Origin of the sequence: Priestia aryabhattai B8W22 (assembly GCF_000956595.1) — a bacterium.
GTDB classification, from domain to species: domain Bacteria; phylum Bacillota; class Bacilli; order Bacillales; family Bacillaceae_H; genus Priestia; species Priestia aryabhattai.
Genome location: NZ_JYOO01000021.1, coordinates 36,525 through 50,003, shown reverse-complemented (window position 1 = coordinate 50,003; position 13,479 = coordinate 36,525). Strand labels below are relative to the sequence as shown.

Below are 13,479 nucleotides of genomic sequence, written 5' to 3'. Positions count from 1 at the left end.
AGGTAAATAAATTAAAAGGTGAGGTGAGAAAAGTGAATAACTTGGTGTTTCATGAGCTTCATCAAAAGTCGAGATTGTCTATTAAAGAAGTAAACGAAGTGCTAAAAGCGTACGGGCTATACAGCTCACAGTATTCGATTTTATTTTGTTTAAAGCGATTTGGCTCGATGACGCAAACGGAGATTTGGCAGTATTTAAATGTCGAAGCGCCAACGGTTACGCGAACGTTAACAAGGCTTGAAAAAAGCGGATGGATTATCCGAAAAGCAGGCAGTGATAAACGAGAGCGCATCGTTTATTTATCTCCTCAAGCGAAGGAAAGGCTTCCGGAAATTCAGCAAAAGATTCAATGTTTAGAAGAAAATTTGCTGATTGCTTTATCCGAAAGCGAACAGGATCAGCTTATTTCATTATTAAAGAAAATTTGTAAATCTACAGAAAAGGGTGAAATGAATGACGAACCAGCAGGAGCCAATCTGGACTAAAAGCTTTATCAGCATTGCGATTACCAACTTTTTTATTTTTGTCGTGTTTTATGCATTGCTGACGCTGCTGCCGATTTATGTATTAGACGCCTTAGACGGCACGAGTACGCAGGCAGGGCTTGTTGTTACTATCTTTTTATTATCTGCGATTATTGTGAGACCATTTTCAGGGAAAGTCATTGAAAACATTGGAAAGAAAAAAACGCTCGTATTTAGTACCCTCATTTTTGCGCTTTCTTCCTTCTTGTATATGCTTATCCACCATTTTAACGTGCTTTTATTACTGCGCTTCTTCCAAGGAATTTCATTCAGCTTAGCGACAACCGTCACCGGAGCGATTGCAGCGGATTTAGTTCCCGCTAAACGACGAGGAGAAGGACTTGGCTACTTTGGAATGTCAATGAACTTAGCCGTTGTTGCAGGGCCGTTTTTAGCATTAACGCTTCATCAGTACATGGCATACAACATTATTTTCCTTGTGTTTGGCGTGATTATGCTCGTTGGCTGGCTGTGCGGCATGATGGTCAAAAATCTTCAGGAAAACGCTGCTCCGTCAGTAAAGAAATCATTTTCACTGAGCGATTTGTTTGAAAAGAAATCCATGCCGATTTCATCTGTAGGTATTCTTGTTTCTTTTTCGTATGCAAGTATTATTTCTTTTATTTCTGTGTACGCACAGTCGCTTGGATTGATTAAAACAGCAAGCTTTTTCTTTGTCGTGTTCGCAGCTGCGATGCTGATTTCACGACCGTTTACAGGAAGATTATTTGATAAAGCTGGCCCAAACATTGTGATTATTCCATCATGTATTGTCTTTGCGATTGGTCTATTTAGCTTAAGTCTTACGCATTCTTCTTGGATGCTGCTGTTTTCAGGTGCGTTAGTAGGACTAGGCTACGGAACGCTGCTTCCTAGCTTCCAAACGCTTGCAATTCAAGCGGCGCCTGCTCACCGAAGCGCATATGCAACTGCCACATTCTTTACGTTTTATGATAGTGGTATTGCGGTTGGTTCATTCGTATTAGGAATTGCAGCAGGTGCTTTAGGGTATTCAAAACTATACTTTGCGCTTGGTATTTTTGTTCTTTTGATTACACTTTACTACAAGTGGATTGCACATTTACGTCAAAAACAAAAAGCAGCAAATATCCAGGTAGGCATGAAATAAAAAAGCTCGGCGTAATGCGCCGAGTTTTTTTATGGATTTTTTACAGGACTTTGGAAGGTAAGCATATTTAAGCCAAAAGGTACTAGCCAATTCCCATCCATCTGCACCATACTTTAACAGGGGAACCATTTACATATAAAACTTTTTGGATGAAATAAAAAACAAAGGAGAACAAACATGAAAGTAATGAAACCTCTTATGGTCACAGCGTTAGGACTTAGTCTTACTACTTTTTATGAAGGCGCTTTTCCTGCTGAAAAAGCTGTACAAGTACAGGCTGCCACAGATGAAAGCGTGATTGCCGAAAAAGCCAAAACATATGAAGGAGCCGACTATACGTCCGGAGGCGAAACGCTAAGCGACGGGTTTGACAGCTCTGGATTTGTTCAATATGTGTTCAAGCAAGCGCTTGATACAACGCTTCCTCGTTCGGTGAAAGAACAATCAGAGCTTGGAACAGATGTTGACAAAAGTGAGCTGCAGGCAGGCGATGTATTGTTTTTTGACACCAATGAAAACGGTGAAGTGAACGTAGCCGCCATTTATATCGGAGACGATGAAATGATTTATGCATCTTCTTCAGACGGAAAAGTTGTTGTAAAAAACATTTCAAGCAGCGCCTATTGGTCATCACATTTTGCCAAAGCAAAGCGCATTACAGGAGCACCGGAAATTGCAAAAGATAATGAAGTGATTGCAGAAGCGCTAAAACATCTCGGCACACCATATGTATTTGGAGGTGAGTCGCCAACGGACGGTTTTGACTGCTCCGCATTTGTTGCGTATGTATTTCAGCATGCATCCGATGTCTATTTGCCGCGATCAACCGATCAGCAGTGGCAAGTTGGCGAAGAAGTTGCTCGCGAAGATTTAAAACCAGGAGACGTTATCTTTTTTAAAGATACGTATCGGGAAGGGATTTCACACGTTGGCATCTACGCAGGCGGCAATCAGTTTGTTCACGCGAAGCGCAGTGAAAATGTGACGGTTGATTACCTGACGAGCAGCTACTGGACGTCTAAGTATGCCGGAGCAAGACGCTACGATGACTTAGCGCTGTCAAAAGACAATCCATTTGTGACGGAATCTCTTAAATATGTAGGAGAAGTACCTTATGCACAAGGGGGGACAAGCCCTTCTACAGGCTTTGATACGGCTGGCTTTGTTCAATACATTTACAAAGAAGCAGCCGGAAAAGACATTCCGCGCTATGCGAGTCAGCAGTGGGAAGCAGGAGAAACCATTTCACAATCTGACTTGAAGCCAGGAGATCTCGTCTTTTTTGAAGGAAGTTCACTTATTCCATCTATTTATATTGGAAATGACTATGTCGTTCACGTATCTACATCCGAAGGCGTGAAAATTACAAACTATAAAGTAGACAGCTACTGGGCGCCTAAATACTACGGAGCAAAGCGCATGCCATAAAGGTAAAAAAACAAGACAGTCTGGGGCTGTCTTGTTTTTTAATATGAAGTCAATTGCTTTTGTATGTCTTTGATTCGCTCTAGCGTTATTCCTTCCCGCTGCTCGACGGCTAAAGGATGATCCGTCGGTTCTAACTCGATGAGCGGTCTTGTTCCAACGGATCGTGTATGCACATTTGTTTTTAAATTTAACGTTTCAGGATACCCTGGAATGGAAACTGAAAACCAGCCGAAATAAGGCGGTTCATTTTCTCTTTGGTCATTTTTCCATAAATCGATCATTCGGCGGAAATTTTCTTCGCTTAAAGAAACCCATATGTTCCAAGTGAAAAATTCTTCTTCATTAAGAACAGGAATTTCAACACAGCCTCTTACGAAAAAATGTTCTTGGTTCATGATACAAATCTCTGAATATAGTTCAAAGTCATTCTGTCTTTCATCGTCTGACGCCTCATAATAGTAAAAAGGAGCCTCACTTGTATAGCTCATAGGCAAAGCGGGCTGAGGGTGTTTACAGGTTGAGTCTTTATAGTGAAGTTTGTTCGTTTTCTTCTTGCCGTATAATCGTCTTCTTCGCATATTATTTTAGACTCCTCAGATAAAAGTATCTTCATTATAATACAAAAAAACGGCTGTTTAAGCGTATAATATGTAAAAAAGTTTGATGCCCCGTATCTTTTGAACTTCCTTTAATCGTTTACTAAATAGAGAGTGCAAAAGGAGTGAAAATCATGTCACATTCAAAAAAAATCGAAACACAAACAGAAAGCTTTAACGATGCATGCTGGAACGAGCATTACCCAAAATTGCAGCAGTACTGCCGCTTTTTAGCACAAAATGTGTGGGACGGAGATGATATTGCCCAAGAAACGTATTTAAAAGCTCAGCGATATAAAGGTGAAGAGCACAAGCTGTCTTCCGCGCTGTTAAATAAAATTGCGTACCACCACTGGATTGATCTGCTGAGAAAACGAAAGCGTGAAGGAATAGCCGAAGAAAAAGGTTTGGAGCAGCAAGACGGCAAGCATACGTTTGATAGTAAGGGACACTCGGTCGAGCTGCTGCTTAGTCAATTTACGCCGAAGCAAGCGGTTATCTTTTTCTTAAAAGAAGGATTCCGCTATCAGGTGAAAGAAATCGCTTCGATTTTACAAACGTCAGAAACAGCGGTAAAAAGCAATTTGCATCGTGCCAAGCAGCGGTTAGAAAAAGACGGTGAGCCGTTTTCTACGGATTCTTTTTGGGATGAAAAAGAACGAAAAGAGCTGTCAGAGCTTTTTTATAAGACGCTAGAAGCGCAGGATCCAGAACTTTTGATTCATGCGTTGCCTTCTTTAAAAAGCGTCATTCAAAAACCAACGTATACTCCGACGTGCACTCTCTGCATGGCTGCATAGCCATATTACGTGTGATAAGGAGGATATGTATGAGTACAATTCCATATGTAATTGAACAAAGCAACCGCGGTGAACGTTCGTATGATATTTATTCGAGGCTGTTAAAAGACCGAATTATTCTAATTGGTGATGAAATCAATGATCATATTGCCAACAGTGTGGTTGCGCAGCTGCTGTTTCTTGCGGCAGATGATCCTAAAAAAGATATTTCCCTGTATATTAACAGCCCTGGAGGTTCGACTTCAGCAGGGTTTGCGATTTATGATACGATGCAGTACATCGAGCCGGACGTTCAAACGATTTGCACGGGCATGGCCGCTTCTTTTGGCGCACTGCTTCTTTTGGCGGGAACAAAAGGAAAGCGCTATGCACTTCCAAATAGTGAAGTTATGATTCATCAGCCGCTGGGAGGGGCTAGAGGGCAGGCGACTGAAATTGAAATTAGCGCCCGGCGAATTTTAAAATTAAAGCAGCATATCAATGAAATTATATCAAAACGAACGGGACAGCCGGTTGAAAAAGTGGCACATGATACGGAACGAGATTATTTTATGAGCGCTGAAGAAGCAAAGAACTACGGAATTATTGATGGTATTCTGTTGCCGAAATAAAGAGGTAACAAGGAAGCATAGACGGCAGCGTCTATGCTTCCTTGTTTATATAAATAAGAAAAAAGACCTTAGTATTATCTTTATTTTTCTTAAAAAGGTAGGTATTATATAAAATATAACAGATTTTAGAAAGAAGGTTTTACACATGCAAGAAGTGATTGGAGTAGAGCAGCGGTCTCTGTTTCAAAAAGTATTAGTCACATTTATTTTTTCGTTGTTTATTTCAACAGTTGGCTTATACGTAGGTCAATATGTGCCGCCGGCTTATTTTCTTCCTTTAGCGATTGCTGAACTTGTGATGCTCGTTGCGGCATTTATGTTACGCAAGAAAAAAAGCGTAGGATACGGTTTTACATATGCCTTTTCATTTATATCAGGCATCACGCTGTTTCCGATTGTTAGCTACTATGCATCAGTAGCGGGAGCGCAAGTCGTTCTTTATGCATTTGGAAGCACGTTCGTTATTTTTACGGTGATGGGTGTAATTGGCGCAAAAACGAAAAAAGATCTAGGGTTTTTAGGCAGCTTTTTATTAGTAGCACTGTTAGCCCTAGTGTGCATCAGCATTTTCTCGCTGTTTAGTCCCTTAACAACGCCTGGACTCATGGCATTCTCAGTGATTGGTACCATCGTTTTTTCACTTTACGTGCTGTATGATTTTAACAAAATGAAGCACGGTGAAATCACGGAAGAGCTTGTTCCAATGCTGGCACTATCTCTTTATTTAGACTTTATTAATCTATTCATCAACTTGCTTCGCTTTTTCGGTATTTTAGGAAGCGATGATTAATAAGAAAAACCTGTTGTCACAACAGGTTTTTTCTTTTATTTATTCTCCGCCATCTCCATCCTCGCTAAAATCATCCTCTGTTTTTTCATAGTTTGGGCCGATAGCGTAAGGTTCTTTAAAAAACTTTTCAAACCAGGTGAGCTTGTAGCGACCGCACCGTTTTTAGCCTGAATAAATTCACTGATTGTATATATTTCAACGACTTGCTTTCGATATTTCCGAAATGAAAATGCGCTGGCAACAACGTCAATGCTGATGATTACATACGTATTCACAAAAGTCTCCTTATAAAAGGGTTAATGCTATGTATGCCTGTTAAGAAAGGGATATGCACGAACCTAAAAGAAGTTCGTTTAGTGGTGCAAGCCTTTGAAGAAATGGTAGTATAGAGCAGGTACATAGAGAACGTAAATTTTTTGGAAGGATGCATGTTAGTGGTGAATTTTAAAGAGTTTTTTACTATTTCTTCATATGAAGTAATGGAGCATTTGAGTCGAACAGAAAACGGAAAGAATATAGATGAATATGAAGTGATATTGTATAACGAAAACGTTAGTCAAACAGAAAACGTGATGATTAAATTTAAAAAGGTGAGCGATGAAATAGCAGTGGAAAAGGTACAAACGCTCTCTTACTTTGATCAACAGTGCCCTAAACACCCCTGTAAGATTTGCGGCAGTGAAGTGATGGTAAAAGAAAACAGCACTGAAGAACTAGATGTTTACGCACATAATTGTTCATTTAACTACGAAGAAATAGAAGATTGTTTAAGAGAACTAGTACAAAATGAACTTTTGCAGGATGGATTTACTCAAGAAGAATTTGAACGGAACTATGGTGTTAACTACCGCGACGACGATAACCAGCAATATGGCTTTTACGATGCCCAGCAAAGAGATACTTTTTACACCATCTTTAACGATAATGTCTATCACACATCCTACAGTGGACCACAAGAGCTTCGCTGCAAGTTTTGCGGAATGGACGAAGAGCTGCTTGTTGTAGACGGCGCCTTCTATCAAAAATGTACAGCGTTAACTCCACATACTAATCGAATTATTCATATGATTGAAGCAAGGAAACAAAACGAACCAGACGTAACAAAACGTTGATGAGAGAGAAGGGACCGAAGTCTCAGAAGAACATAAAAAAAGAAGCTTCCTTTTGAGCGAAAGGAAGCTTATCAAGTTTGTACCTATAGGGTTGAGTGGTGCATAATTAAATAGCTACCGGAATAACTGATGAATCATTAAAGTAAACAACTTCTGAAAGAATGGTGCAGCCTTTCAGCTTTTTGAGCTGAGCAAGCGCGTCTTCTTTACTATCAAACTCGTACATTCTCATTTCACCTTTTCCTACATAACACGTAATTACATACATTTTAGAAGTACCTCCACCTATCATTTATCAATTTATTAATAAAGAGCCATAACGGCTTTTATTCCTATTAAAATAGCGTAAGTGCGCCTGTGACAATAGCAAGGGCAATTAGAACAAGAGATGTTAAAATGGCCCATTTAAATGCAAAGCGCTGATGTTCACCAAGGTCAACACCTACCATACCTACAAGTAAGAAAGTAGACGCCACAAGCGGACTTAACAGATGAACAGGTTGTCCGAGTACTGAAGCTCGCGCAATTTCCATCGGATCAATTCCGTAAGAAGCAGCTGTTTCAGCGAATATTGGTAAAACACCGAAGTAATAAGCGTCGTTACTCATCACAAATGTAAACGGCATGCTTGTTAAAGCAACGATTGTCGGTAAAAATGAACCGAGTGAATCAGGAACTAAATGAATTAACAGGCTTGCCATTTCATCAACCATTTTAGTGCCAGATAGTATTCCTGTAAAAATACCGGCTGCAAAAACAAGGGCTGCAACAGTTAACGCGTTGCCTGCATGAGCCATTAAACGTTCTTTTTGATCCTCAAGTTTTGGATAGTTAATCATAAGAGCAAGCGCAAAACCAATCATAAATAAAACAGAAACTGACCAAATGCCAGAAACTAACACGACCATTAGTGCAATGGTTAAAGCTAAGTTAATCCAGATTTTTTTAGGCTGTGTAATATCTTCTTGAGAAGTTAAAGATGCGTCTTCAGCAAACGCAAGCGAGCTTTTTAATTCAAACTGCTCAATGTCAATAGCACCAAGTCGTCTGCGCTCTTTTTTTCCAAGAATATAGCCTGTAAAAACAACCCACAAAGCTCCGCCAATTAACGTTGGAAGAAGTGGAATAAAGAACTCAGATGCATCGAGGTGAAGGGCGACAATCGCACGAGTAGCCGGGCCTCCCCAAGGCGTCATGCTGCTCATAATACTAAGAGAAAGCATCGCAACTGTCGTTAACACTAACGGACTCATATTCAGGCGTTTATAAAGTGGAAGAAGAGCAGAAACCGTAATCATATAAGTGGTTGTACCGTCTCCGTCTAGTGCAACTAAAAGCGATAGAAGAGCCGTTCCGATGACGATTTTAAGCGGATCGCCTTTTACGATTTTTAACAGCTGCTTAATTAATGGATCAAACAGTCCGGCATCAATCATAACCCCGAAATATAAGATGGCGAACAGCAGCATCGCAGCTGACGGAGCTACTTGTTTTAACCCTTCTAGCATCATGTCTCCGACGCCTTTGCCAAACCCTCCAATCACCGCAAAAAGAAGTGGAATGACCATTAAAGCTACGATAGGAGACATCCTTTTTGACATAATGAGATACGTAAAGACAATAATCATTGTAAAACCTAGTAGTGCTAGCATTCAAACAACCTCCTTTATTTTCCCTCTTTTCTCTGAAAGCGTTTTCTTTTAGAGTAAAAAAACGTGACTAACATCTCTCATCCCCATGTATGAGCCGTAGTTTGATTATTAAGAATTTTTAAAGCCGCTCTTTACTCCCGCTGATGTTTCTTGTTTTCATGTTAGTACATTTTTAAAAATAAAGGAAATATAGGTTTTTTTAGAAAGCTCATAAAAAAAATTTATAATGGTAGTCTAGAAAAAAGCTTGGTCTAAAAGAGAGATTCTTCCAAGACGCAAACTTTTTAGCTTTGGCTTTATTTTTCACTTAGCTTTAAAAAGTCAATAAACGCTTTCACGACCGATAGATTCAAGTAAGAAGGATCATACATGAGCCACGTGTTTCGAAGCAAAGGTGATTCATCTCGGTACGAAAGTCCGTATGTATATAAGTTGTCGCTGGAGTGAAGGCAAATTTCAGGTAAAATCGCAAAGCCTAAATCGTTTTTGACCATTTCTTTGGCCGTTTCTTGCCGGTCAACTTCCATTGCTACAAACGGAGGCTCTGAAAACTTGTCATGCCACCAGTCTTGAATGAGATCTTTTAGCGACGTATCGGTTTTATAGTTAATATAAGGCAGGTTCGGCAAGTCATCGATCGCAATCTCTTTTTTCGAAATTAAGCAGAGCCGTTCTTTCGTCAGCAGTGATTTTTCTCCGTTCCACGGGTAATTGCCTCGTAAAATACCAACGTGCACACGCGAAGAGTCTAATAGATTCATAACTTGCGTACTCCAGCCCGTATTGACGCTGAACTGTACATTTGGGTAGTGAAGAGAGAACTGCTTTAAAATTTTAGGAAGCTTATGCTGTGCAAAGTTACTCGATACCCCTAAGCGAAGCGTTCCCGTAACGGTTTCGCTCATATTACGCATGCTGTCTTTTGTTTCCTGCAGCTGCTTCCACATATTTTCCGCATAGCGAACAAGATGCTCACCTTCAGATGTAAACTCAATTCCTTTTTTCGTTTTGAAGAAAAGCGACACGCCAAATTCTTCTTCAAGATTTTTAAGACGGTAGCTTAAAGAAGGCTGCGATACGTAGAGCCTTTCAGCCGTTCGCGTAATGTTCTTTTCTTCATGAAGCGTTTTAATTAATATCCAATCTTTTTGATCCATCCCGATTCCCCCTTGTATTTAGATTATAAAAAAATTTTTAAAAAGACAATAAATTTTATGTATTTTACTTATGACCACCTCTATTATACGATAAATGGCAAATGAACCGGTTCTAAATAGTAAAAAAATAAAATGGTTTGATGAACGCCTCGGCGTTTGTTAGTAGGGGAGAAAGGTGATTAATATGACGCGCATTCCTGTAACGGTTATGAGAGGTGGAACGAGTAAAGGGGTTTTTATCAATCATGAAGAAATGCCTGTGAACAAATCGGATTGGGAACCGTTTCTGCTAGATATAATGGGAAGTCCGGATCAACGTCAAATTGACGGGCTCGGCGGAGCTAATTCGCTGACAAGTAAAATCGCGATTATAAAAAAATCAGATTTAGAGAAAGCTGACGTAGATTACACGTTTGCGCAGGTTAGCATCAGCGAATCTCTCGTTGATTTTAAAGGAAACTGCGGCAATATCTCTTCAGCGGTCGGACCTTATGCAATTGAACAAGGACTTGTACAAGCTGTGGAACCGGTGACTAAAGTGCGGATCTATAATACAAATACCAAAAAAGTAATCGTAGCGGAAGTAGAAGTAGAAAACGGGAAAGTGAAAACAGAAGGATCCTGTATGATTCCTGGAGTGCCAGGTACGGGTTCACCCATTTATCTTTCGTTTGAAAACGGAGAAGGAGCCGTTACTGGAAAACTTCTTCCAACCGGGAACGCTATCGATCTTCTGCAAACATCCATCGGGACAGTAAAAGCATCAATTGTTGATGTAGGAAATCCGCTTGTATTTGTTAAAGCAGCAGATATTGGCCTAAAGGGAACAGAACTTCCCCATGAATACACGGACAAACAACTGAAGCTATTTGAAGAAATTCGCTCCATTGCAGCGGAAAAAGCGGGGCTTGCACCTCAAGACAAAGCAACTAAACTATCACCAGCGGTTCCAAAAATGACGATTATTGCTCCTCCAATGGACCACCGCGACGGGACTGGAAGAGAAAAAGCTGCTTCTGAAATGGACGTATTAATTCGCATGATGTCGATGCAAAAACCGCATCAAACGCTTGCGATTACAGGAGCAATTTGTACAACGGCGGCTATCTATACAAAAGGCACGCTTCCGTCAGAAATGGTTCAATTAAAAGGCGATACCGTTCGACTTGCTCATCCAATGGGAATTATGGAAACCAGTGTGGATCTAAAAGATGGACAGGTTAAAGGAATCAAAGTAGTGCGTACAGCCCGTCTTATTTTTGAAGGATTTGTTTATACAAAGCATACGTATGATGTATGTTTATCAAGTTAATAATGTTCTCTAAAAAAAGCTCTTTCTAGGAAACTAGGAAGAGCTTTTTTATGTTAGAATATTTTTACTGAATATTGAAAAAGTGGGTGAAGGTATGAAAAAAAGAACGTATATTGATCTAAGCCACATCATTGAAGACGGAGTTATCACACATAAAGGCTTGCCGGCACCGATCATTTGCGACTATTTAAGCCGAAAAGAGTCTAGAAAGCTTTATGAACCAGGCACTGAATTTCAAATCGGTAAAATTGAAATGGTCACGAATACCGGTACGTATATTGACGTGCCGTTTCACAGATACAAAGACGGAGCGGATTTAGCTCAAACGGCTATTGATAAAACAGCCGGGTTAGAAGGAATAGTCGTTTCAGTTGACCCGACTTTAAAAGCGATTGATGAATCTCATTTTCAACATGTAGATGTAAAAGGCAAAGCGGTATTAATTCATACGGGATGGGATCACTACTGGAATACAGACGATTATTTAGAAAATCATCCATACTTAACAGAAAGCGCGGCAGCTTATTTAGTGTCTCAACAGCCCGCTCTTGTTGGAATTGATTCGATGAATATTGATGATACAAAAGGAAAAGCAAGACCAGCTCATACGCTGCTGTTAGGAGCGGACATTGTGATTGCTGAACACTTATGTCGCTTAGATCAACTAACGGAGTCCTTTTTATTTTACGCCGTGCCTCCTAAAATAAAAGGAACCGGAACGTTTCCGGTAAGAGCATTTGCGGAGGTAGAAAGAAAATGATCCAGTTACATAGATACAGAGAAGTACAGGAATTTAAAAACCAAGTCGAGCCGCTTTTAGCGGAAAATGAAGTCCTTCATAACTTAGCGCTGGGCATTTTACATAGCTTACATGAAAACAGCAAACCAAATTTTATGGGTGTTATTTTAAAAGACGGCCGTGCCGCGCTTGTTTTGCTACAAACCCATCCTGGGCAAATCATCCTGTCTCAAATACAGCAGCTAACGGAGGATGAACTAAGCGCAGCGGCAGAGCTATTACAAGAAATCGCCGTACCGGGCTTAGTTGGAGAGAAACAAACGGTTTTATATCTTTCTCAAAAACTAGCAGCGCTAAAAAATCAAGAAGCTTCTTTAAAAATGGATCAGCGTATTTACCGGTTAGACAAAGTGAAAAAAGCTGCAGACGCGGACGGAGTGCTGATAAAAGCAAGATTGGAGCATCTTCCGCTCGTGACAGAATGGATTTGGGAGTTTATGAGCGTCATTGGAGAGCCTGTATCAAAAGAACAAGCTGTCAAAACAGGAGAAGCTTTTATTAAAGCAGAACGGCTATTTTTATGGGAAGTAAACGGCAAGTATGTGTCGGTTGCCAATGCTACGCGTCCAACGGTCCATAACATTACAATTAACTTTGTATACACACCTCAAAAAGAACGTAAAAAAGGCTATGCCTCAAGCTGTGTATCCAAGCTTTCTCAGCTTATGCTAGACAGAGGTTTTCAAACAACAAGTCTATACACGGACACGACAAACCCTACGTCTAACAAGATTTACATGGAGATTGGGTATGAACACGTAGCTGATTCAGCATTAGTTTTAATTCATGAAAAAAAGTAGCAGGCTGTCTGCTACTTTTTCTATGAATTAAGGTTTTGTAACTAAATTTACGTGATTTAATGTTTTGCTATCATCAAAAATAAATTCAAGATCATAGGCGCCGGCGTGATACGTGTATTTCGATTGAGTCGTACCATCACCTTTTACTTTGCTTGTAAAGTTTGGCTGACCTAATTCTTTCTTTAAGTTAGCTTGCGTGATGGACCCTAAATTTGTTTGACGCTCTACATTCGTACCAAAATAGCGAATTTCGTTGATGACGTTATTTTTGTCATAGCCAAATGCGTATCCAGGATGGCCCATTTCCGCATGATAGTAGTCAAAGTTATTTGATGAACCTTCAGGCGGCGGACCGAACTGATCACGAACGTCTTGACGCAGGGTTTTGCCAATTTTAAAGTCTGCTGTTAATCGTGGCACTTCACCTTTTACTGCGGCGTTATAAATTTCGTTAATGTTTTTTACAGCTGTTTGACTCTGGCTGCTTGTTTCTTGAGATGTAGCTGCGTGTGCTAGTGTATCAAGCTGAGCGACAGGAGCAAATCCAAACGCAGCAATTCCTGTAATCGTTGCAGCAGCTGCCGCTTTTGATAGTCGTTGTTTCATTTTCATGATTTTTTCCTCCTATATATAACGATTTGGCAACCTCAGTCTACCTAAAAGAGCAGATAGGCCAGAATAGTCAAGGAGTCTTAGTTGAGTTGGTAACTGATACATATAATGTAACACGTCTTTTAGAATGTAAACGTCAGGTAAAGTGAAAAGTAAA

General features: G+C 40.2%; 16 protein-coding genes. 10 read left to right on the top strand and 6 right to left on the bottom strand.

The genetic code is table 11. The annotated features are described in order from the left end of the window. The first annotated feature begins 32 nt into the window (after positions 1 to 32). From N178_RS16740 to N178_RS16730, 3 genes are all read left to right on the top strand, one after another. Entirely contained in the window at positions 33 to 485 is a 453-nt protein-coding gene (locus N178_RS16740) for a MarR family winged helix-turn-helix transcriptional regulator (RefSeq protein ID WP_045293656.1), read from the top strand. Next, positions 454 to 1,653, top strand: a complete 1,200-nt coding sequence (locus N178_RS16735; protein ID WP_045293655.1) for an MFS transporter — start codon at positions 454 to 456, stop codon at positions 1,651 to 1,653. The genes N178_RS16740 and N178_RS16735 overlap by 32 nt, the downstream gene beginning before the upstream one ends. Before the next feature lie 177 nt (positions 1,654 to 1,830). Further along, positions 1,831 to 3,081 (top strand): C40 family peptidase, encoded by a 1,251-nt coding sequence (locus tag N178_RS16730; RefSeq protein WP_045293653.1) that lies wholly within the window; start codon positions 1,831 to 1,833, stop codon positions 3,079 to 3,081. Between the two features lie 38 nt (positions 3,082 to 3,119). Here N178_RS16730 and N178_RS16725 read toward each other — a convergent pair whose 3' ends face one another. Continuing rightward, positions 3,120 to 3,659 carry a DUF2199 domain-containing protein gene (locus N178_RS16725; protein ID WP_045293651.1) on the bottom strand — a complete coding sequence of 180 codons (540 nt, stop codon included), beginning with the start codon at positions 3,657 to 3,659 and terminating at the stop codon, positions 3,120 to 3,122. Between the two features lie 152 nt (positions 3,660 to 3,811). On the opposite strand from N178_RS16725, the gene N178_RS16720 reads away from it, so the two are divergent. From N178_RS16720 to N178_RS16710, 3 genes are all read left to right on the top strand, one after another. Continuing rightward, positions 3,812 to 4,477, top strand: a complete 666-nt coding sequence (locus N178_RS16720; RefSeq protein WP_045293648.1) for a sigma-70 family RNA polymerase sigma factor — start codon at positions 3,812 to 3,814, stop codon at positions 4,475 to 4,477. A 29-nt stretch (positions 4,478 to 4,506) separates the two neighbouring features. Next, positions 4,507 to 5,088, top strand: a complete 582-nt coding sequence (gene clpP / locus N178_RS16715; protein ID WP_045293646.1) for an ATP-dependent Clp endopeptidase proteolytic subunit ClpP — start codon at positions 4,507 to 4,509, stop codon at positions 5,086 to 5,088. Between the two features lie 145 nt (positions 5,089 to 5,233). After that, positions 5,234 to 5,878, top strand: coding sequence for a Bax inhibitor-1/YccA family protein (locus N178_RS16710; protein ID WP_045293644.1), 645 nt, complete (start codon positions 5,234 to 5,236; stop codon positions 5,876 to 5,878). Between the two features lie 35 nt (positions 5,879 to 5,913). Here N178_RS16710 and N178_RS16705 read toward each other — a convergent pair whose 3' ends face one another. Then, positions 5,914 to 6,153: a hypothetical protein gene (locus N178_RS16705; RefSeq protein ID WP_237758504.1), complete on the bottom strand. Its 240-nt coding sequence runs from the start codon at positions 6,151 to 6,153 to the stop codon at positions 5,914 to 5,916. 153 nt (positions 6,154 to 6,306) lie between these two features. On the opposite strand from N178_RS16705, the gene N178_RS16700 reads away from it, so the two are divergent. Continuing rightward, the gene (locus N178_RS16700) at positions 6,307 to 6,990 is read left to right on the top strand and encodes a hypothetical protein (RefSeq protein ID WP_237758503.1); all 684 of its coding nucleotides are present in this window, start codon (positions 6,307 to 6,309) and stop codon (positions 6,988 to 6,990) included. 106 nt (positions 6,991 to 7,096) lie between these two features. Here the strand turns inward: N178_RS16700 and N178_RS27130 are convergent, their stop codons facing one another. The 3 genes from N178_RS27130 to N178_RS16690 all read right to left on the bottom strand — a co-directional run bounded on the left by N178_RS27130 (position 7,097) and on the right by N178_RS16690 (position 9,799). Beyond that, positions 7,097 to 7,258, bottom strand: coding sequence for a hypothetical protein (locus N178_RS27130; protein WP_169746681.1), 162 nt, complete (start codon positions 7,256 to 7,258; stop codon positions 7,097 to 7,099). 67 nt (positions 7,259 to 7,325) lie between these two features. Continuing rightward, a complete protein-coding gene (locus N178_RS16695) occupies positions 7,326 to 8,642 on the bottom strand; it encodes a CitMHS family transporter (protein ID WP_045293641.1) in 1,317 nt (438 codons plus the stop codon). Positions 8,643 to 8,938: 296 nt separating this feature from the next. Beyond that, complete coding sequence (locus tag N178_RS16690; RefSeq protein WP_025750019.1) at positions 8,939 to 9,799, bottom strand: LysR family transcriptional regulator; 861 nt, start codon at positions 9,797 to 9,799, stop codon at positions 8,939 to 8,941. Between the two features lie 184 nt (positions 9,800 to 9,983). On the opposite strand from N178_RS16690, the gene N178_RS16685 reads away from it, so the two are divergent. The 3 genes from N178_RS16685 (at position 9,984) to N178_RS16675 (ending at position 12,710) form a co-directional block, all read left to right on the top strand. Further along, a complete protein-coding gene (locus N178_RS16685) occupies positions 9,984 to 11,111 on the top strand; it encodes a 2-methylaconitate cis-trans isomerase PrpF family protein (protein WP_045293639.1) in 1,128 nt (375 codons plus the stop codon). A gap of 94 nt (positions 11,112 to 11,205) precedes the next feature. Continuing rightward, the gene (locus tag N178_RS16680) at positions 11,206 to 11,871 is read left to right on the top strand and encodes a cyclase family protein (protein WP_045293637.1); all 666 of its coding nucleotides are present in this window, start codon (positions 11,206 to 11,208) and stop codon (positions 11,869 to 11,871) included. Continuing rightward, positions 11,868 to 12,710 carry a GNAT family N-acetyltransferase gene (locus N178_RS16675; RefSeq protein WP_045293635.1) on the top strand — a complete coding sequence of 281 codons (843 nt, stop codon included), beginning with the start codon at positions 11,868 to 11,870 and terminating at the stop codon, positions 12,708 to 12,710. The genes N178_RS16680 and N178_RS16675 overlap by 4 nt, the downstream gene beginning before the upstream one ends. Before the next feature lie 27 nt (positions 12,711 to 12,737). Here N178_RS16675 and N178_RS16670 read toward each other — a convergent pair whose 3' ends face one another. Beyond that, positions 12,738 to 13,322 carry a YjgB family protein gene (locus N178_RS16670; protein WP_045293633.1) on the bottom strand — a complete coding sequence of 195 codons (585 nt, stop codon included), beginning with the start codon at positions 13,320 to 13,322 and terminating at the stop codon, positions 12,738 to 12,740. Positions 13,323 to 13,479 lie beyond the last annotated feature (157 nt).

What these genes read in the sequence shown, in the direction of transcription:
- N178_RS16700 (WP_237758503.1), top strand. Translation starts at nt 6,307, where the DNA reads ATGTTAGTGGTGAATTTTAAAGAGTTTTTTACTATTTCTTCATATGAA.
- N178_RS16730 (WP_045293653.1), top strand. Translation starts at nt 1,831, where the DNA reads ATGAAAGTAATGAAACCTCTTATGGTCACAGCGTTAGGACTTAGTCTT.
- N178_RS16675 (WP_045293635.1), top strand. Translation starts at nt 11,868, where the DNA reads ATGATCCAGTTACATAGATACAGAGAAGTACAGGAATTTAAAAACCAA.
- N178_RS16685 (WP_045293639.1), top strand. Translation starts at nt 9,984, where the DNA reads ATGACGCGCATTCCTGTAACGGTTATGAGAGGTGGAACGAGTAAAGGG.
- N178_RS16720 (WP_045293648.1), top strand. Translation starts at nt 3,812, where the DNA reads ATGTCACATTCAAAAAAAATCGAAACACAAACAGAAAGCTTTAACGAT.
- clpP (WP_045293646.1), top strand. Translation starts at nt 4,507, where the DNA reads ATGAGTACAATTCCATATGTAATTGAACAAAGCAACCGCGGTGAACGT.
- N178_RS16680 (WP_045293637.1), top strand. Translation starts at nt 11,206, where the DNA reads ATGAAAAAAAGAACGTATATTGATCTAAGCCACATCATTGAAGACGGA.
- N178_RS16670 (WP_045293633.1), bottom strand. Translation starts at nt 13,322, where the DNA reads ATGAAAATGAAACAACGACTATCAAAAGCGGCAGCTGCTGCAACGATT.
- N178_RS16725 (WP_045293651.1), bottom strand. Translation starts at nt 3,659, where the DNA reads ATGCGAAGAAGACGATTATACGGCAAGAAGAAAACGAACAAACTTCAC.
- N178_RS16690 (WP_025750019.1), bottom strand. Translation starts at nt 9,799, where the DNA reads ATGGATCAAAAAGATTGGATATTAATTAAAACGCTTCATGAAGAAAAG.
- N178_RS16695 (WP_045293641.1), bottom strand. Translation starts at nt 8,642, where the DNA reads ATGCTAGCACTACTAGGTTTTACAATGATTATTGTCTTTACGTATCTC.
- N178_RS16735 (WP_045293655.1), top strand. Translation starts at nt 454, where the DNA reads ATGACGAACCAGCAGGAGCCAATCTGGACTAAAAGCTTTATCAGCATT.
- N178_RS16710 (WP_045293644.1), top strand. Translation starts at nt 5,234, where the DNA reads ATGCAAGAAGTGATTGGAGTAGAGCAGCGGTCTCTGTTTCAAAAAGTA.
- N178_RS27130 (WP_169746681.1), bottom strand. Translation starts at nt 7,258, where the DNA reads ATGTATGTAATTACGTGTTATGTAGGAAAAGGTGAAATGAGAATGTAC.